We start from the raw sequence: 18590 nt of genomic DNA on the forward strand, positions 1-18590 counted from the left end.
CTAGCCCTTGTGCAGGATGCTGCTGCGGCATAGCATAAGCCGATTGATACAAAAACAAATGATTTAGGACGACAGGTTTTATGACAAGCCTTGCGCATCATGCAACAGAAAACCGTTCCGTAGCAGAATTTACTGAACGTGCATACCTTAACTATGCCATGTACGTGATTATGGATCGTGCATTACCCCATATCAGCGATGGTTTGAAACCTGTACAGCGCCGTATTGTGTACGCCATGAGTGAGCTTGGGCTCAAGCACAGTGGCAAACCGAAAAAATCGGCCCGTACCGTGGGGGATGTATTGGGTAAATACCATCCGCATGGTGATTCTGCTTGTTATGAAGCCATGGTGTTGATGGCGCAGCCGTTCAGTTATCGTTATCCATTTATTGAAGGGCAGGGCAACTGGGGTTCACCCGATGATCCTAAATCCTTTGCCGCCATGCGTTATACCGAAGCCAAACTATCGCAATATAGTGAAGTGCTTTTGGCTGAATTGGGGCAAGGCACCTGTGATTGGCAGGATAACTTTGATGGCTCATTAAAAGAACCTGTCAATTTGCCTGCGCGTGTACCAAATATTTTGCTCAACGGCACCACAGGTATTGCAGTAGGGATGGCCACCGATATTCCACCGCATAACTTGCGTGAAGTGGTGAAAGGCACAATTGCCCTGATTCGCAACCCAAATTTAACCGATGAAAAAGTTGCAGAATATATTCCTGCGCCAGATTTACCGACCAAAGCTGAAATTATTACCCCACCTGAAGAATTGCTGAAAATGCAAAGTACAGGTCGCGGTAGTTACCGTATGCGTGCGGTGTACAGCATCGAAAAAAATGAAATCGTGATTACCGAATTGCCGTATCAGGTTTCGGGTTCAAAAATCATTACTCAAATTGCCGATCAAATGCAGGCGAAAAAACTGCCGTTGGTGAGCGATGTGCGTGATGAATCTGACCATCAAAACCCAACCCGTTTGGTGATTGTACTGCGTTCCAACCGTATTGATGCCGAAGCGGTGATGAGTCACTTGTTTGCCACGACCGATTTAGAATCGAGCTATCGTGTCAATATGAACATGATTGGCGCAGATGGTCGTCCGCAGGTGAAATCGATTCGTCGTATTTTGCTGGAATGGATTGAGATTCGAAAAAATACCGTCACACGCCGTTTGCAATATCATCTCAATAAAATCGAAAAGCGATTGCACATTTTGGCAGGTTTGCTGATTGCCTATTTAGATATTGATACCGTGATTCGGATTATTCGTGAAGAAGATCATCCTAAAGCCGAGTTGATGGCGCATTTTGGTATTGATGAAATTCAGGCTGAAGCCATTTTGGAATTAAAGCTGCGTCATTTGGCTAAGCTTGAAGAAATGGAAATTCGTCGTGAACAAGAAGAATTAGAAGCACGCGCTGCCATTATTCGTGAACAATTGGCGAATCCTGAATCATTGAAAAATTTAATTATCAGTGAGTTGAAAGAAGACGCGAAAAAGTTTGGTGATGATCGTCGTTCACCAATTGTATTGCGTGCCGAAGCGACTGCGATTAATGAACAAGATATGCTACCTGCCGACCCTGTAACGGTGGTGTTGTCTGAAGCAGGCTGGATTCGTTGTGCCAAAGGGCATGAGGTCGATGCGGAAAATCTAAACTTCCGTGCGGGTGATCAATATCTCAGTCATGCGCAAGGCAAGTCTAATCAGCGCGTTTATATTTTAGATGATACGGGACGCAGTTATGCGTTGCCAATTAATAGCTTGCCTTCGGCACGTGGCTTGGGAGAACCATTAAGTTCAAAACTTGCCCCTGCCAGTGGCGTTGGCTTTAAACAATTGCTGATTGCCGATGATGAAGCTGAAATTTTAGCAGCCAGCAGTAAAGGTTACGGCTTTAAAACACAGGCCAAACAGCTAGATACCAATGCCAAAGCAGGTAAAGCATTCCTGTCTTTGCCCGAACAATCGACAGTGATGAACTTGCAAATGATTGAACACGCGAGTCATGTTGCACTGCTCAGTTCAGCAGGGCGTTTACTGGTGATTGAGCTGTCAGAATTGCCAATTTTGAATAAAGGTAAAGGTAATAAATTGATACAACTTGAGGAAAAAGATCAGTTGGTGTCTATGTTACCTTTAAGTTTAGATGAAGCAATTCAAGTATTTGCAGGACAGCAACAACTCAAACTCAAAGGTGACGATTTGCTGAAGTATGTGGCGAAGCGCGGCACGAAAGGTCAGCTCTTACCACGCGGTTACCAAAAAGCAAATAAACTGTTAATTCAAAGATAATACTAGCGTTTTTTAAGCAAAATACGTTATATATGGTTTGTATTCGTGAAAATGGATGCAATACGGGACATAAACAAGCAAAGAACGACGTCCTGTATTGAGAAAAACAGTTTAAAACTAAGGATTATTGATTGGAGAAATTGGCATTATGGAAAAGATTTGGTTTGCTGAATACCAAAAGACAGGGATTCCAGAAACTGTAGAACTGCCTGCAGAAAATACGTCACTCGTAGACATTTTTGAACGTAATTTCCAAAAATTTGGTTCACGTGATGCCTTTATCTTTATGGATAAGGTTTTAAGCTTTAGTGAACTAGAAGAAGCTAGCCGTAAATTTGCAACTTATTTACAAAGTTTAGGTTTGGCACCGGGCTCGCGTGTTGCGGTGATGATGCCGAACGTACTTCAATATCCTGTGGTTGCACTGGGGGTGTTCCGCGCAGGTTTAGTATTGGTGAACGTGAACCCACTTTATACTTCACGTGAGTTAGAGCATCAATTAAATGACTCTGGTTCTGAAGTTTTAGTCATTATTGAAAACTTTGCATCCGTTTATCAGGCGATTATTGGTAAAACTCCTGTGAAGCATGTTGTTGTTGCTTCTGTGGGCGATATGCTAGGTGCATTAAAAGGCACGTTGGTGAATTTTGTTTTACGTTCAGTGCGTAAGCAAATTCCTGCATGGAACATTCCGGGTCACGTTAAATTTAACGCAGCAATGTCTAAAGTAAGCCCAAGCAACTACAAACGCCCAAGCTTAACTTTAAGTGATACGGCTGTGTTGCAATACACGGGTGGTACAACAGGTGTATCTAAGGGTGCAGAATTAACACACCGCAACCTTGTGGCAAACATGCTGCAATGTGATGGTATTTTCCAGAGTAAATTCGGTGCACAAGATGGTCAGCCAGATGACCGTATTTTCTGTGCATTGCCGCTGTATCACATCTTTGCATTCATGGTGTGTGCGCTTTACGGCATGTACAAAGGTCAGGCAAACGTCTTAATTCCAAACCCGCGTGACTTACCTGCGGTGATGAAAGAATTACGCAAATATCAACCAACTTTCTTCCCTGCGGTGAATACTTTATTCAATGCGCTTGTGAACAATGAAGAGTTTAAACAGCTTGATCACAGCAAATTGAAAATGGCGATGGGCGGTGGTATGGCCGTATTACCATCAACTGCTGAAGCATGGAAAAAAGTCACAGGCACTAACATTATTGAAGGTTATGGCTTGTCTGAAACTTCACCAGTTGCAACGGCAAACCCACCTGCATCTGAAGAATTTAGTGGCACAATCGGTATTCCATTACCATTAACTGAAGTGGCTATTTTGGATGATGATGGCAATGAAGTTGCACTGGGTGAGCAAGGTGAAATTTCAATCCGTGGTCCACAAGTCATGAAAGGCTATTGGAACCGTCCAGATGAAACCGATAAAGTGATGATTAATGGTTTCTTCCGTACAGGTGACATTGGTGTTATGGATTCACGGGGCTATGTGAAAATTGTAGACCGTAAAAAAGACATGATTTTGGTATCAGGCTTTAACGTTTATCCATCTGAAATTGAAGAAGTGATTGCGAAGCATCCGAAAGTATTGGAAGTGGCTGCAATTGGTGTACCAGATGAAAAATCAGGTGAAGTGCCAAAACTGTTTGTGGTGAAAAAAGATCCATCATTGACCACAGAAGAAGTATTAGCATTCGCTAAAGAGAACTTAACTGGCTATAAACGCCCACGTTATGTGGAGTTTATGGATGAATTGCCAAAATCAAACGTAGGTAAAATTTTGCGTAAAGATTTGCGTAAGACTGCGTAATTCATTCTGCTCTGAAATAAAAACGCCCCTGAAAACTCAGGGGCATTTTTTATATGCTATAGAAAATAGATTGTTTCTTGTTCGATAAAGGCAAAAGTATTACTCTTTCATCAGCCAACGGTCAAAGTAACGACGCCCAACACCCACAATACCCAAGAAAATAAACATCGCACCAAATTGGCGACTAAAACCTGATTGATTAAAACTGCCATAACTTAAAATATTATCCATCAAGCAGTACACCACAATCACGATAATCCAGTGCCATAACGGTAAACGCTTAATCCCCACCGCATAAAACGCCACCCAAAGCACAACAAAGCTAAAAATAGTTGACCATACGTTCATGTTGGCACAAATTACCGTCAATAAAAATGCCACAATAGGCAACACAATTTTTAAAACACGATCCACTCGCAGTTGATGTTGGCGCTGCTTTTCAAGTACATCTAACATTTCCTTTTGATCTGGGCTGACCATAATGGATCCTTTATACAATTGCTTAAAACATGCTATTTAACAAAATTTATTCAAGAAATGCCATGTTATGATAAGTTCTCAATACAGTTTATGAGAAAAAATTGATGCAAAGCATAAGTGGAATTGTTTATCTAATTATAATTGCTTGCTTATTGCCGTATGTCTTTGCTGTTGTCGCAAAAATGGCAGGCGGCTTTAAACGTGAAGATAACCAAAATCCACGTGAATTTTTAGCCAAAACCACAGGTTTTGCTGCACGTGCTAACGCCGTACAGCAAAACAGTTTTGAAAGCCTGCCTTTATTTATTGCTGCAGTGCTCATGGCGGAATATATGGTCATCCCACAAGTGGTGGTGATGATGTTTGGTATTGCTTATATTGTGCTGCGCATTATTTATGGAATTTGTTATTTAGCCAATTGGGCGACGCTGCGTTCAATTGTTTGGATGCTGTCTTTACTTTGTCCAATTTGTATTTTGCTGATGGTGATTAAACTGACCTGATCAAGTCATGTCTGAAAATATGTATTTTTGCCTTGCAGATGTATAATCGCGCAGTAATTCAGGACAGAAAACCGTTATAATTGACGCGGTTTTAAAAAGATTTAACTTGTTTAAGAGTGATGCTATGAGCTACAGCAATATCCCTGCGGGTAAAGATGCACCAAATGACATCTATGTGATCATTGAAATTCCTGCCAATGCAGCGCCAATCAAATACGAAATTGACAAAGATTCTGATGCATTATTTGTAGACCGTTTCATGGGTACAGCAATGTTCTATCCAGCGAACTACGGTTATGTGCCAAATACACTTTCATTGGATGGTGATCCGCTAGACGTATTGGTTGTGACCCCACACCCAGTAGAGCCAGGTTCTGTGATTCGTTGCCGCCCAGTGGGTAAATTGAACATGGAAGATGATGGTGGTATTGATGCGAAATTGGTTGCCGTTCCGCACGAAAAATTAACCCCAATTTATAAAGATGTTCAAGAATATACGGATCTTCCACCATTATTGATCAGCCAAATTGAACACTTCTTCCAGCACTATAAAGACTTAGAGCCAGGCAAATGGGTGAAGTTAAGTGGTTGGGAAGGTGCTGATGTTGCGAAACAAGAAGTATTGAACTCAATTGAAGGCTACAAAGCTGCAAATCCATAATTTGCGCGCAGTCTATTTAGCTTTCACATGAAAGCTAAAATATAAAAAACCTGCACAGAATATGTGCAGGTTTTTTATTGGGTTGGCTATTCCGAGAAATTAGAATAATTTCACAGGAATATCTAACCAGATACGCCATTCATTAGTTGAGCCAATACCTTCGCTGTTATTCACTTTTTGGTTATTGTAGCTACTACTTGAACGCAAGTAAGAGTAGCGTAAGCGTAAGCTCGCATCTTTAAATGCACCAGATTGAACGGTGTATTTCACTTGGTTGAAAAATTCATGTTCTTCAGCTTGATCAATAATTTCAGTTCGATTGTTGCGATCCGCAACATCAATATCCCAACCGTAAACAAATGCACTTGTCCAGTTCAAGCCAGGTAAACCGTGGTTTTTAAAGTTGTAGTTATATTGCAAGCCAACTGATTTTTCATCATTGCCGTTGAAATCAGATAAGTATGAATTTGGTACATAAATACTTTGTAGACCATCTGCATTGTATGCATAGTCGTAACCTGTATTGCCAGCATTATCTTGATAAGCCAGCATTACATTGTGAGCATCTTTATTATAGGTTGCCGAAACTCCCCAAATAGTGTTTTCACGGTCTGCAAGGTTATCTGTAGTATGTGAACCTGTGGCTGCACCAGCTTCCCACTGTGTGTTATAAGCCACAGCATCTAAGGTTACATTTGCATCGTTAGGTACAGCAAAGTTGTAATTTGCATTGGCATAGTGGCGTTCTAATTTATCTTTAACATCTACCCCATAATAAGAGGCATTAACTTGGTCGTTAAATTTGTATTTTGCACCCCAGAAAATAGCACTATCCAAACCTTGTTGGTCTGAGCTGATGTCATTTGACCATTGGTTTTTAGTAAATTTACCACCAATTAACGTCAAGTCTTTAATTTCGTTACTTTCAATATAAAGACCAGTGTAGTATTCAGGTGTTAAGCGTGCTGTATTGCTTGCAATTACTGGTATTTCAGATACTTGCGTACCATATTTAGCTGTTGTATTTGATACGCGTGCTTTTACATAAGCACCACCACGTGCCCAGTGGTCATAAGCAGAACCATCGTTGTGGACTGGAATCATTTGGTTGCCAGTATTTTTGTTTTCACCTAGTTTGAATGAAGCATCACCAATGATACCTGCACCAAAACCAACAATACCTTTAGTAAAGCCAGAATCTAGATTGATAATTGCTGTTTGAGCTGCAGAGCTTGTGTCGTTTGTTAGTCCATCTTTTTTATCACGATTCAAATAACCTGTACGGAATAAAACCGAACCGTTTGCGTCTTCTACAAAGCCTTTAGATTCACTTTGTTCGCTAGCAAATGCAGTTGAAACAAGCGCTGCGTTGATCAGCAACGCAAGTGTTAATTTTTTAGATTGCAGCATTGGGAGATGGCCTCATGCAGTAAATGTGTAGTTGAAACGTAGGCGAATTGTATCGCTATTTATGCGCGAAAATATCACTTTTAAAGCACTTATGACACTAAAGTTAAGCATTTTTTCGATAAACTGTGGGGTCATTAAAAATATCGACTTTTCAAAAGTTGAATAAATATTTTATTTTTTAGTAAAAACATAAACATATTTAAAACTTACTGAGTCACTGAAACATAGCCAAATACAGCGCATCTGCAACTTGTACATTAAAAATACAGTTTATTCAATTTTTCAACAGCTTGGTGTGTGATCAAAGCGCATAAGGCACAGCATAAATTTTAAAATAGGGTGAAGTTTTTCCTGTGAAATGGTTATCTATGAAGTCGAATTTTGGGCAAGAGATAAGTGGGGAAATAAATTTATGAATCTTTATTTGAATTAAGAGTATAAAAATTACATTTTATTTAAGCTTTGAGTAATAGCTTTTGGCTATTACGGATTTCATGTGAAACATCGGTGTTTAGTTTTGGCATTACGATGAAAACAGAACTGTTTAAGCAGATATTTTATACATAACTTTTATATGGTCGTTGGCTTGCGAAAATTAAAATTGATCTATCGTTTTGGTCATTGAATTATTTTTGATGTGAAGATTGAAGTGTCGCGTCGTATATTGATGTCAAATTTTGGTGCAGAAATCTAGTGCAGTTTAGGACAGGATTTCTGTCTGTTCACTGAGTTTTGATAGTTGATGGCGTAAGGATGAACAGAGGATAGGCATGACTTTCTATTTTTTGATCAGGATAGGCTTGTGATTCTTGACTGCACTTTTTTAGGTATGTGATTTAGCTTTATTGCTATGCAAGGATGCAAAAAATAATCATAGCACTGTGTAAATTCATGTTTAAAGTGCAGTGGTTATAAGACGAGTATTGATGCAAATCAAAATTCATTCCAATCAAAATAAAAAACACACTAAAAATAATTGATGTATAACAATAGTTTAAATTTATATCTATTGCTTTTAAACGTAAAATTGCTGTTCTGAATTTCATCGTTGGCATAGAGTTTGCAATTCCTTCATTGAGTCAAAAAAAATAGACAAAGGCATCTCATCCGATGCAGGGGGAATCTAAAATGAAATTCGTACTTCAAACACTTTCTTTGGCGATGTTCGCAGCCACATCAAGTCTCAGCTTTGCTGCAGAAAATGCGACAGGCATGTCGTTTAGCGGGACAGCAGCCTTAACCAGTGATTATCGCTATCGTGGTTTAACTCAAACCTTTAATGATCCCGCAGTGCAAGCAGGTTTTGCTCTCAGCCATGATTCTGGCGTGTATGCAGGCGTGTGGGGTTCCAATGTCGATTTTGGTGGTACGGCACATTTAGAGCTTGACCCTTATATGGGCTATACCACAAGCCTAGATTATTTTGCCAGCAAACCCATTTTGGATGTGGGTTTTTGGTATTACGCCTACCCAAGTGAGAGCGATTTAAACTGGCTCGAAGCTTATGCAAAATTAGGTTTTAGTGATGTTTTGTTTAAAGATGCCAGCTTATTAACAGCCATTAACTACAGTAATGATTTCTTAGGTGGTGACACCGATGCTTGGTATTTCAATGCCACTTATACCGCACCCATTGGAAGTCCCGGCTTTTCTGGGGTTGCTGGATTAGGTTACACCCAAGCAGATGACTTTGATTTTGGCGGTGGAAAAGACAGCTATGTAGATTGGAAAGTCGGTGTAAGCTATAACTTTGCTTCAGTTGAAGGTTTATCTGCTGAATTGGCTGCTGTAGGAACTGATATTGATACCGATGGTTTTTCGCATGCGGCAAAGCGTGGCGTTGAAACAGGAGCTGTATTTACTTTAACTAAAGCCTTCTAAAGATACGGCTACGACGATAAATAAAAGCTCCAGTTAGGAGTGAAACTTAAAACAATAAAAACAACTCGCCCATTGTACAGGCATGGCAATGGGCTATTTTCATCTCTTAGACTTTTAATCAGATTCTTAATCGAACTCTTAATTAGACTTTCAATCAGGCTTCATGGGCACGATAAGACAGTGCTTCACTCAAATGTGGACTTTGAATCTGTTCACTTTGGGCTAAATCTGCAATGGTGCGTGCCACTCGTAACACCCGATGATACGCACGTGCCGATAAGTTCAAACGCTGCTGCGCAATGGCTAAAATATTTTGCGCAGTATCATCTAAATGTGCAAATTGCTCTAATTGTTTGGGACTGAGCGCCATGTTTAAACACTCTTGGCGTTGCAATTGTCGTGTATATGCTTGAATGACACGGCTTCGCACGGTTTCAGAATTTTCCACTGGTCGGGTGTCCTGTAATTCATGTGCTTGCAGAGGTGGTACATCAATGTGTAAGTCGATACGATCCAATAACGGCCCTGAAATACGGTTTTGATAGCGTTTAATACTTTCTGCAGAACATTGGCAGCGCACATCCTGATTAAAAGCATAACCACAAGGACAGGGATTCATGGCGGCAATTAGTTGAAAGTTGGCTGGAAAGGTAATTTGCCGAGAAGCGCGGGAGATCACAATTTCTTTGGACTCTAAAGGTTGGCGCAGCACTTCTAACACTTTTTTATCAAATTCAGGTAATTCATCTAAAAATAAAACGCCTAAATGCGCCAAGGTAATTTCACCGGGTTTGGGATATGAGCCTCTGTCATTTCCAAAGAACTATGCGACAATATGATCTAGGCTCAATGACTTAGAGCACATTTCACAAAGAACTATGCGACAAATTTTATAAAGAACTATGCAACGGAACCCAGAATGAACAATCAATCATGCGACACCGTTAACATCGTACCAGCTCGAAGAAAAATTGGTAATACACGCATTAGTGTATCTGGTTTATACCCTTTTAAAAAAGATTCCGCAGTGGCCTTTGAATCAACACTGGAACGAGATTTCCTTATTCGATTAGAGGTTGACCCTAATGTTCTTGCTGTTGAATCCCAGCCCTTTACCATTGAGTATTTTGATAATGGACAGAAACGAGTTTACACCCCAGATTATCTCGTAACTTATAAGCATGATGATTTTCTTCCATTTATTGCACCCAAACTGGTCGAAGTAAAACCTATAGATGAATTGCAACTTAATTTACATCTATGGAAAGCTAGATATCGTGCTGCCATGAGGGTATGCAAAGAAGAGGGTTGGAAATTTCATATTGCACATGAGGGGCGTATTCGGGATCAGTTATGGTCGAATGCCATGTTTTTACAAAAGTACCGAAAGATGGAGTTTCCCTCTGCTGATTCAAAACACTTACTGGATTATGTGAGAGATCGAGAAGCAGTAACTTTTGAGACTCTATTAGCCAGACATTTTCTTGGCAAATGGGATAGAGCAAATGGAATTAGTCAAATCTGGTATTTAGTTGCTCATGGTTATCTAGTTTGCGATTTAAGTGCACCGTTACAGCCATCTACTGAACTCTGGGTAAGTGGAAGTTTGTCATGAATGATAGACGTGTGAATATCAAAATAGCTGCTGGAGAGCCTGTTCAGATAAAAGGAATTCCTCATACGATTATTGAAGTCATTGACCTGAAATCAGTTTTTGTTGAAAACAATAATACAGGTAGGAAAAATATTGCGGCTATCAGTGAATTAAGGCCGTCAATAGCTGTGGAACAGCATGAAGATCTAGAGCTCATCGCTGATAAAGACTGGATTGAGGCTGAAAGACGTTTCAACATCATCCGTCCTTTCATTGAGGGAGGTGTGAGTGGTCGTAAGGAAGTAGAGTTGCGGGCTCAGGAAAATGATATAAATCCAGCCACCATATATAGATGGTTAAAAATTTATAAGGCATATGGAACTATTGATGGATTGCGACCAAGAAAAGAGGGATTGCCCCAAGGCAAAAAGATAATTAATAAGCATGCTGAAGCAATCATTGAAAAAGTCATTAAGGATTTATACCTGACTAATCAAAGAATCAGTATTCAAAAAGTTGTACTTGAAGTGAAACGCCTATGTCATGAATACCATATTTTGGATGTGCCTCATGCCAATACAGTAAGAAACCGTATTGCTGCAATTAGCCAAAGGGATTCTCTTCGTAAGAGGGGGCATAAGGAAAAAGCCGATAACAAATTCACACCTGCCGCAGGGAAATTTCCTCATGCTGATTATCCACTTGCAGTCGTACAGATTGACCATACACCCGTTGATCTTATTCTGGTTGATGATTTTAACAGGCGTCCTATTGGACGACCTTTTCTTACATTGGCAATTGATGTCTATTCGAGGGTAGTTGTAGGTTATTACTTATCATTGGATGCTCCCTCTGTTATGTCGATTGCAATGAGTGTTTCTCAAGCAGTATTGCCTAAAGAGAAATGGTTAGCTTCGCGCAAGATACAAGCTGAATGGTCTGTCTGGGGAATTATGAACACTATTCATGTCGATAATGGACCTGAGTTTCACTCAGAAACTTTTAGAAATGCTTGTATGGCCCATGACATTCGTCTGGAATACAGACCAGTTAAAAAACCACGTTTTGGTGGCCACATTGAACGTTTGATGGGAACATTTGCAACCGATATTCATGCAGTTCCAGGAACAACTTTTTCAAATATTTTTGAAAGAAAAGGCTACAACTCAGATACAGAAGCAGTTTTCACATTCTCCGAGTTTGAGGACTGGTTGATTGATTTTATCTGTAATGTTTACCATAAAAGAAAGCACTCCGCTTTAGGTACTTCTCCACTACATGCTTTTGAGTTGGGTATTTTTGGCGATAAAAACACGTTAGGTTCTGGAGCTGCCAGATTGCCTGCAAATGATCATAATTTCTTTCTTGATTTTCTACCAAGTTTTGAAAGGACGATTCAAACAACAGGTGTAACAATCGATGGCCTTGCTTATTATGCTGATGTGCTAAGAGGTTGGATTAATGCCGTAGATCCTGATAATCAAAAAGAAAAACGTAAATTTATCTTTAGGCGTGATCCAAGAAATATTAGTGAGATATGGTTCTTTGATCCTGAAATCAAAAATTATTTTAAGGTTCCTTTAGCTGATCAAAGTATTCCACCATTTAGTATTTGGGAACACAAAAAGATTCAGGGACTAAAAAAGAAAACTGGCGAATATCTAAAAGATCATGAACTTGGACAGGCTCTAGCTAAACTTCGGGAACGTGTTCAGGAAGCAAGCACTAAAACTCGACGGGCTCGCAGATCATATCAGCGCAGTACCCAACACCTACAGAGTGTTAACCCTGCGTCAATTCAGGGCAAAAAACCTCAACAAAAGAGTACGATTTTGGAGCAACAGCTTGAAAGCGTATATGGTTTATTGCCTCTCGATGAGCTGGAAAATGATGAGGATATTTCATGAGTAACTATTCACATGTTTTTCAAGAGTTTCGCCCTATTGTGGAACAGTCTAATGAGGAAAGACTCTACTTCCTGGAAGAGGACCGATGGATTGGGTATCCAGCAGCCAATGACTTACTAGACCAATTGAAAGGATTCCTGACCCTGCCGAAGCGGAGCCGTATGCCCAACTTACTGGTATTGAGTAAGCCAAATAATGGTAAGACTTCAATTATTAATCAGTTCTTTAAGCTGTATGGGGAGGGTTATGTCAATGCAGAAAATAATGCAGTAAAACCTGTAATTGTTGTGCAGGCACCTGTTTCACCTGATGAAAAAGCTTTGTATATGGCTATTCTTGATAAGTTCTGGGTTCCCTTTCGAGAAAGAGACCCTGTTGCGAAGCTACGTTACCAAGTGGTTCATTGTCTTAAACTTTACGAGGTAAAACTCCTCATTATCGACGAAATGAATTCTTTATTATGTGGCAGCCCGATTAAGCAAAGAACAGTAATGAATGCAATTAAGTATTTGTGTAATGAAACACAGATACCCATTGTTGGGTTTGGTACAGAAGAAGCGATTAGTGTCCTGCGTACTGATCCACAGCATGTAAGCCGTTTTCGTGTGGTTAATTTGCCCTTATGGAAACTAGATAAGGACTTTCAGGCCATGGTAAATAAGTTTGAAAAAGTTCTTCCACTCAAACAGGCTTCCAAACTGGCTGAGCCAGCAACAGTAAAATATCTACATGATATTACTGATGGAAATTTAGGTAATCTGCGAACAATTTTACGGGAAGCTGCAAAGAAAGCTATTGTTTCTGGTCAGGAGTTTATCGACCGTAGCTTACTAGAAAGTGTGAAATAAGCCATGTGGAGGACTAGGTATGATAGGTACAACAGAAGTCCATTCATGGTTTATCCCCACGACTTTACAGAAAGATGAGGCATTGTCTTCATGGTTGATACGTGCTGCACTCGATAGTGGTTGTGACCCATTAAGTCTAACCGGGTTACTCTGGCCTAAATGGCGAATTTGGTCAGTAGATGTAGATCGAGGTTTAAGCTCAGAGCATTTACGGGCTTTGGTCAATACAACAAAAATTGATGAAAGCCAATTTGATTCAGCTACGCTTCGCAATTTCTTATTTAAATATAACTTGGATAATGGAACCCTTGATCCATGGTATCTGGTATTAGGTACAAGAAACCGCAAGCATCGAGGTGGCTGGCAATATTGTCCTAAGTGTTTGTCTGAGGATGATGTTGCCTATTTCCGTTTGCCCTGGCGCTTTGCCTGGCATACAGGCTGTATGAAACATAATCAGCGTTTACATGATCAATGTCCACACTGCCATAATGCCATTCAACCTAGGCGACTTGAAGCCCCTGATCAGGTTATGACTTGCTGTTCAATATGTAAAAAAAGCTTATTGGAGGTTAATGAACGTTTTATGGATTGTCATGCCTTGGCATTCCAAAAAATCTTTGATCAATTCTTGGAACAAGGCCGTGCTACCTATCAGGATAATTTGATTTCACTAAATGATTGGTTAACGGTGATTAAGTTATTTTCACAATTTATTAGAAAAGTTCTAGCTAGTTCATCAAATGGAAAAGGATGGGCTTTTCTTGAACAACTTAAGATTCAGGTACCCCATTCTGAGCTTATCTCGAATGGATTGGTTATTAGCCAACTTCAAGTTATCGAGAGGGAACGGCTATTTTCCTGTATTTATCAATTACTCATCATTCCCCTAGAAAAATTTATTGAAACAGCACAATCTTTAAATATGAACAGATCTTCTTTTTGGGATAAGAGAAACCAGGTGCCAGCCATATTAAAACCTATTGAAGAACAGTTGGGCTCGGTTTATAGGAACTACCCTCCAAAAAGAGCATTAGTTGATACCCGCAAACCTAAAAGTAAGGAGGCTGTAATACGAAAGTTTTTGAGATTAAAAAGAAAATCAGGATAGTGTTTGGAGGGAAACGCTATGTCTCAGTGTGATGAATGTGGTAATGCGGTTGAAAAGATACACCGACGCTATAAACAGCGTAACTATTGCCATAAATGCTATGTGCGAGTTTTTAAAAAAAGAGATTGCCCATCATGTGGTAAAAGCTCAAGATTGCACAAAACTGATCAATTGGCTGTTTGCCAAAAATGTGAAGCTAATCGCCCCTGTATTCGATGTCAACGTATTGATTACCCTGTAGGCAAAATAACGGAACAAGGATCTGTTTGTAATAGCTGCTCAGTTTATTTTAGAGAGTTTCAAGCTTGTGAACGATGTGGAGTGGCATCACAACGTTTGTCTCGTATCAGCCGTTTTGAGGATAATTTAAGAGTTTGCACAAAGTGTGCAACCCGTGATTACCAGACATGCCAAAGTTGTAGAAGATATAGGTTGGTTGAACAGGATGTTTTGTCAGGCAAGATGCTTTGTAAAAAGTGTTTAAACTGCCCACCCTTTCAATGTTTAACCTGTCAGCAACAAATTCCTGCTGGATGTGGAAAATATTGTGAATCATGTTCATGGCGAAGAATATTGGGCAATAGGATTAAAGAACTAGTTAATACATTAGTGAATCCAAGTGTTAAAGGTTACTTTGAAGAATATATGAATTGGCTTGATCATGAGGTAGGACCACATAAGGCTGCATTGCTAATTGTTAAACACATTCAGTTTTTTGAAAAAACTAATGATCTTTGGGAGGATCAGATTCCAGATTATGGTTCTCTAATACACAGATTAAGAACAAGCGGTCTACGCAAATATGAGCTCCCAATGCGTTGGTTGGTTGCAGTCCATCATCTACAAATAGATACACAGTCTAAAGGTTATTGTTCTGAATATGACCAATTGAGGAAACTGGCGAACTCATGCTCTAATTCACCACTTTCAGACCAGATTCTTCAAAATTATTATCAGTTTTTAAAAAGTAAAATATATTTAGGGAAAACCAGTATACGTTCTGCCCGTTTAGCCATGAAACCTGCTTCTGCTTTAATGTTGCTAGTTAGCCAATCGCGTTTAGATTTACCAACTATGTGGCATATAAAATATTACTTATTTAATTCTCCTGGGCAAGCTTCCGCTGCGGTTGGCTTTCTTAATTTTTTAAACAAGAATTATGGTACAAACCTTGATACTTCATGGGTATTAGATAAAAAAATGACTAAAAAGAGTAATATGAAGAAACTGGAAAAACAATTATTAGCTATCATGAAAGTTCCAGAGGAAAATTTTGATGAACTAGAGTGGATAAAGTTAGGATTGATGTATTTCCACAATTTAGATAAATCTATTTTTAATCATATGGATAGTGTTAATTTTAGTGTGCTTAATGATGGCTTTGAAGTGAAGTTTGGCGATCAGTATTATTGGATACCTAATTTATTGTGTAACGGGATTAGGTAACGTTAATGTAACTTGATAAAATTAAATCTGAATTTTAAGTTTCCAGAAGTATTTATCAGGTTAATTAGGACATTAATTTAGCTAAAAAGAATCTATTAATTAATCATAAAAGATTCTACTCAAAAATTGCTGTGATCATATGAGATGCTGTGATTGAAAATTTACCAACATAAGTTCTATTTTTATGATGGATATCATTGAGGTCAAGGGTTAGGGCTATCTTAAACCTTTTTGTTTTCAGATCTAACCATATGATTCTTGCGGCATTGAAATCAAAATAGTAATTCACCTCTGGGTATAGGGCTTTAAACAGACTCTCCTTTGCAGAAAAAACGAAAGAAAATATATAAGATGGATCGAGGCCGGTGCTGGCCATGAATTCATATTCTCCTGGATTTAACACATTTTCCATAAGATCAATTGGGACAGTAGGCTGTAAATATTCGATATCTACTCCTATTCGTTTAACAATGGGGCTTACAGCGCAAATCACAGAGTTATTAGAGTGACTTATTGAGCCTTTTATATTTAAAGGCCAATGGGGACTTCCATCTGCACTAATATCTACTTTCAAATTGCTATATCCCATTTCACGCAAAATAAAACTTGAGAGCACCCGTCCAGCTAAAAACTCAGCTTTTCTTTTTTTTACAGCTTTATATATTTTTGTAAATAATTCGGTGCCTAAAAGCTCTAATGCTAGATAATCTGAATAAAAATTGGGATCAAATTCACAGTGTATAATGGTTAGATTCTTACTTTCATCCAAAAAATAAACTTTTTTGAATTTTATGAAATTTGAAAGAACTCCATTGAATACGTCTAAATTTTGGATACTTTTTATCATATTTAAAACTTTATATACGTTTTGCAAAGTTTTTTAAATTATTGGCAGAATTAGTTATGTTTTATCAAACCAAACAACTTCAGAATTCCATACGCTCGATAAAATATGTCTATACACATGGAATTGAAGAACCTGAACACAATCATCAGGTAATCCAATTGCTACACATAATTAAGGGCGTTATCCGTGTATACGCAAATGGACGTTGTTGGGTTATCCCTCCATCTAGAGGATTGTTAATTCCAGCTGGTGTTACGCATAGTCTGATAGCTATTGGCAATGTTGATGTTCGTACAATTTTTATTGATCCAATTGCCCGTGCCGACTTAACGAATGATCTTGGCATTTTCCAAGTAAATCCCTTGTTGAGAGAGTTGATTAATACGGCAGCTGAGTTTGATGATCAGATCAACCCAGGATCAAGAGAAGAACGAATTAGCGAACTTATACTTGATGAATTGCGCTTACTTCAATTTACAGACTTCAATGTACCTATACCGACTTCACCAGAACTTAAGAACTTTTGTGAAAGGATCTCAGAAAGTTATGCGCGTCCGTGGGAGTTAGCTGATGTAGCAAATGTATTGAATGTTTCCGTTCGAACAATTAACCGTAAATTTCATGCTGAAACCGGTATGAGTTTTGGTGAATGGTTACGGCGCTCACGATTGCTAAAAAGTATGGAGCTTATGGCAAGTGGTTATTCCGTAACAAATGCGGCTTTAGAGGTAGGCTACGATAGCCAAAGCTCTTTCAGTATTACCTTTATTAAAAATCGAGTAGGTATGTCACCAAGTTCATTCGTGAGTTATCCAAATGAATTCGAAATGAAAACAATTTGATCATTTCGAAATGGCGGTAGAATTTGTCAGTATCTCTAACCGCCATATCATTACACCGATCTATCTAATAGGCTGCTGTTTTCTAAACACCTTATGACCGAACTGAATAATTGCTATACCACCTACAGTAATGAATGCACCAATCCAATTACTAATCGAAACGTGTTCTCCTAAAATCGCGATGCTTCCGAGCATTGCAAAAAAAGGCATCAATAAACTGTATGGTGAAATCTTATCAACGCTAAATTTTGTTAATAATTTATACCAAAGAATGAATGCAACTACGCCACCCAGTACTGCAGTATAAAGAAGTGCGCCCCATGCTTCTAAAGATGCATTTTGCACTGATGCTAACTGCCCTTGTTCAGTCATAAATGAGATTGCAAGTAGTGAAGGGAATGCAATCAATGATACGCCGGCATTTAGACCTACTGGATCGAATGGACCTAACTTACGTACAAAGATATTCCCAACAGAGAACATAAATGCAGATGCGGCAATTAAGAATAGACCACCAATACTAGAATTTTCTTGAGGTAGGCCGATGATGAGGGCAACACCAATCAAACTAACAGTCATACCCACCAGCCCTTGTTTGCTCATTCTCTCATTAAGAACGATTGCACCAAGCATAAGCGTAAATATGGCATTTGTTTGATAAACAATCATGCCAGCTGTAACACTGACAAACTTAAAGCCGATATAGAGTAAAGCAAAATGTGCAACGCCTTGTGCTAAACCAATTGGTAAAGCTTTCTTAAAATCACCTTTTAAGCGATTAAGGAACGGTATGAGCAAAATGAACATTATCAAGAAGCGTAACGAGACCATAAAGATAGGCGGAAACTCACCTATCCCGAATTTCAACATTACTGCTTGAATGCCCCAAATAAAGGGGACACCTAAGGCAGCTAGATACCAGAAGGTACTCATCG

Annotated in this window: 15 protein-coding genes and 1 pseudogene; 11 read left to right on the forward strand and 5 right to left on the reverse strand. The window is 39.1% G+C overall.

All coding sequences use genetic code 11. The features are described from left to right. Positions 1-80 precede the first annotated feature (80 nt). Positions 81-2300 (forward strand): DNA topoisomerase IV subunit A, encoded by a 2220-nt coding sequence (gene parC, locus E0H79_RS11460; protein ID WP_096902245.1) that lies wholly within the window; start codon positions 81-83, stop codon positions 2298-2300. A 148-nt stretch (positions 2301-2448) separates the two neighbouring features. Further along, positions 2449-4125, forward strand: a complete 1677-nt coding sequence (locus tag E0H79_RS11465; protein WP_096902244.1) for an AMP-binding protein — start codon at positions 2449-2451, stop codon at positions 4123-4125. Positions 4126-4224: 99 nt separating this feature from the next. Here the strand turns inward: E0H79_RS11465 and E0H79_RS11470 are convergent, their stop codons facing one another. Continuing rightward, a complete protein-coding gene (locus E0H79_RS11470) occupies positions 4225-4605 on the reverse strand; it encodes a hypothetical protein (RefSeq protein ID WP_131261673.1) in 381 nt (126 codons plus the stop codon). Between the two features lie 104 nt (positions 4606-4709). Here E0H79_RS11470 and E0H79_RS11475 point away from each other — a divergent pair, with 104 nt between their 5' ends. Then, a complete protein-coding gene (locus E0H79_RS11475; protein ID WP_096902243.1) occupies positions 4710-5108 on the forward strand; it encodes an MAPEG family protein in 399 nt (132 codons plus the stop codon). A gap of 124 nt (positions 5109-5232) precedes the next feature. Next, the gene (gene ppa / locus E0H79_RS11480) at positions 5233-5769 is read left to right on the forward strand and encodes an inorganic diphosphatase (protein WP_004975651.1); all 537 of its coding nucleotides are present in this window, start codon (positions 5233-5235) and stop codon (positions 5767-5769) included. Positions 5770-5868: 99 nt separating this feature from the next. Here the strand turns inward: ppa and E0H79_RS11485 are convergent, their stop codons facing one another. Beyond that, complete coding sequence (locus tag E0H79_RS11485) at positions 5869-7179, reverse strand: OprD family outer membrane porin (protein ID WP_096902242.1); 1311 nt, start codon at positions 7177-7179, stop codon at positions 5869-5871. A 1128-nt stretch (positions 7180-8307) separates the two neighbouring features. Here E0H79_RS11485 and E0H79_RS11490 point away from each other — a divergent pair. Then, complete coding sequence (locus tag E0H79_RS11490) at positions 8308-9060, forward strand: TorF family putative porin (protein WP_131261674.1); 753 nt, start codon at positions 8308-8310, stop codon at positions 9058-9060. A 154-nt stretch (positions 9061-9214) separates the two neighbouring features. On the opposite strand, the pseudogene E0H79_RS11495 reads toward E0H79_RS11490, so the two are convergent. Next, a pseudogene (locus E0H79_RS11495) lies at positions 9215-9865 on the reverse strand (ATP-binding protein); the annotation flags it as partial. 114 nt (positions 9866-9979) lie between these two features. Here E0H79_RS11495 and E0H79_RS11500 point away from each other — a divergent pair. From E0H79_RS11500 to E0H79_RS11520, 5 genes are read left to right on the forward strand one after another with little or no spacing between them, the layout of a single operon-like run. After that, a complete protein-coding gene (locus tag E0H79_RS11500) occupies positions 9980-10675 on the forward strand; it encodes a TnsA endonuclease N-terminal domain-containing protein (RefSeq protein ID WP_131261678.1) in 696 nt (231 codons plus the stop codon). Next, complete coding sequence (locus E0H79_RS11505) at positions 10672-12561, forward strand: Mu transposase C-terminal domain-containing protein (RefSeq protein WP_131261679.1); 1890 nt, start codon at positions 10672-10674, stop codon at positions 12559-12561. The genes E0H79_RS11500 and E0H79_RS11505 overlap by 4 nt, the downstream gene beginning before the upstream one ends. After that, positions 12558-13409, forward strand: coding sequence for a TniB family NTP-binding protein (locus E0H79_RS11510; RefSeq protein ID WP_131261680.1), 852 nt, complete (start codon positions 12558-12560; stop codon positions 13407-13409). Before E0H79_RS11505 ends, E0H79_RS11510 begins: the two co-directional genes overlap by 4 nt. A gap of 19 nt (positions 13410-13428) precedes the next feature. Further along, complete coding sequence (locus E0H79_RS11515; RefSeq protein ID WP_131261682.1) at positions 13429-14520, forward strand: TniQ family protein; 1092 nt, start codon at positions 13429-13431, stop codon at positions 14518-14520. An 18-nt stretch (positions 14521-14538) separates the two neighbouring features. Then, positions 14539-15966, forward strand: a complete 1428-nt coding sequence (locus E0H79_RS11520; protein ID WP_131261683.1) for a hypothetical protein — start codon at positions 14539-14541, stop codon at positions 15964-15966. A 115-nt stretch (positions 15967-16081) separates the two neighbouring features. Here the strand turns inward: E0H79_RS11520 and E0H79_RS11525 are convergent, their stop codons facing one another. Then, positions 16082-16813 (reverse strand): 4'-phosphopantetheinyl transferase family protein, encoded by a 732-nt coding sequence (locus tag E0H79_RS11525; protein ID WP_131261685.1) that lies wholly within the window; start codon positions 16811-16813, stop codon positions 16082-16084. Positions 16814-16869: 56 nt separating this feature from the next. Here E0H79_RS11525 and E0H79_RS11530 point away from each other — a divergent pair, with 56 nt between their 5' ends. Continuing rightward, positions 16870-17655 carry an AraC family transcriptional regulator gene (locus E0H79_RS11530; RefSeq protein WP_131261687.1) on the forward strand — a complete coding sequence of 262 codons (786 nt, stop codon included), beginning with the start codon at positions 16870-16872 and terminating at the stop codon, positions 17653-17655. A 60-nt stretch (positions 17656-17715) separates the two neighbouring features. Here E0H79_RS11530 and E0H79_RS11535 read toward each other — a convergent pair whose 3' ends face one another. Next, positions 17716-18588 (reverse strand): DMT family transporter, encoded by an 873-nt coding sequence (locus tag E0H79_RS11535; protein WP_131261688.1) that lies wholly within the window; start codon positions 18586-18588, stop codon positions 17716-17718. Positions 18589-18590 lie beyond the last annotated feature (2 nt).

The organism is Acinetobacter sp. ANC 5045 (genome assembly GCF_004331005.1).
Taxonomy (GTDB): domain Bacteria; phylum Pseudomonadota; class Gammaproteobacteria; order Pseudomonadales; family Moraxellaceae; genus Acinetobacter; species Acinetobacter towneri.

What these genes read in the sequence shown, in the direction of transcription:
- parC (WP_096902245.1), top strand. Translation starts at nt 81, where the DNA reads ATGACAAGCCTTGCGCATCATGCAACAGAAAACCGTTCCGTAGCAGAA.
- E0H79_RS11465 (WP_096902244.1), top strand. Translation starts at nt 2,449, where the DNA reads ATGGAAAAGATTTGGTTTGCTGAATACCAAAAGACAGGGATTCCAGAA.
- E0H79_RS11470 (WP_131261673.1), bottom strand. Translation starts at nt 4,605, where the DNA reads ATGGTCAGCCCAGATCAAAAGGAAATGTTAGATGTACTTGAAAAGCAG.
- E0H79_RS11475 (WP_096902243.1), top strand. Translation starts at nt 4,710, where the DNA reads ATGCAAAGCATAAGTGGAATTGTTTATCTAATTATAATTGCTTGCTTA.
- ppa (WP_004975651.1), top strand. Translation starts at nt 5,233, where the DNA reads ATGAGCTACAGCAATATCCCTGCGGGTAAAGATGCACCAAATGACATC.
- E0H79_RS11485 (WP_096902242.1), bottom strand. Translation starts at nt 7,179, where the DNA reads ATGCTGCAATCTAAAAAATTAACACTTGCGTTGCTGATCAACGCAGCG.
- E0H79_RS11490 (WP_131261674.1), top strand. Translation starts at nt 8,308, where the DNA reads ATGAAATTCGTACTTCAAACACTTTCTTTGGCGATGTTCGCAGCCACA.
- E0H79_RS11500 (WP_131261678.1), top strand. Translation starts at nt 9,980, where the DNA reads ATGAACAATCAATCATGCGACACCGTTAACATCGTACCAGCTCGAAGA.
- E0H79_RS11505 (WP_131261679.1), top strand. Translation starts at nt 10,672, where the DNA reads ATGAATGATAGACGTGTGAATATCAAAATAGCTGCTGGAGAGCCTGTT.
- E0H79_RS11510 (WP_131261680.1), top strand. Translation starts at nt 12,558, where the DNA reads ATGAGTAACTATTCACATGTTTTTCAAGAGTTTCGCCCTATTGTGGAA.
- E0H79_RS11515 (WP_131261682.1), top strand. Translation starts at nt 13,429, where the DNA reads ATGATAGGTACAACAGAAGTCCATTCATGGTTTATCCCCACGACTTTA.
- E0H79_RS11520 (WP_131261683.1), top strand. Translation starts at nt 14,539, where the DNA reads ATGTCTCAGTGTGATGAATGTGGTAATGCGGTTGAAAAGATACACCGA.
- E0H79_RS11525 (WP_131261685.1), bottom strand. Translation starts at nt 16,813, where the DNA reads ATGATAAAAAGTATCCAAAATTTAGACGTATTCAATGGAGTTCTTTCA.
- E0H79_RS11530 (WP_131261687.1), top strand. Translation starts at nt 16,870, where the DNA reads ATGTTTTATCAAACCAAACAACTTCAGAATTCCATACGCTCGATAAAA.
- E0H79_RS11535 (WP_131261688.1), bottom strand. Translation starts at nt 18,588, where the DNA reads ATGAGTACCTTCTGGTATCTAGCTGCCTTAGGTGTCCCCTTTATTTGG.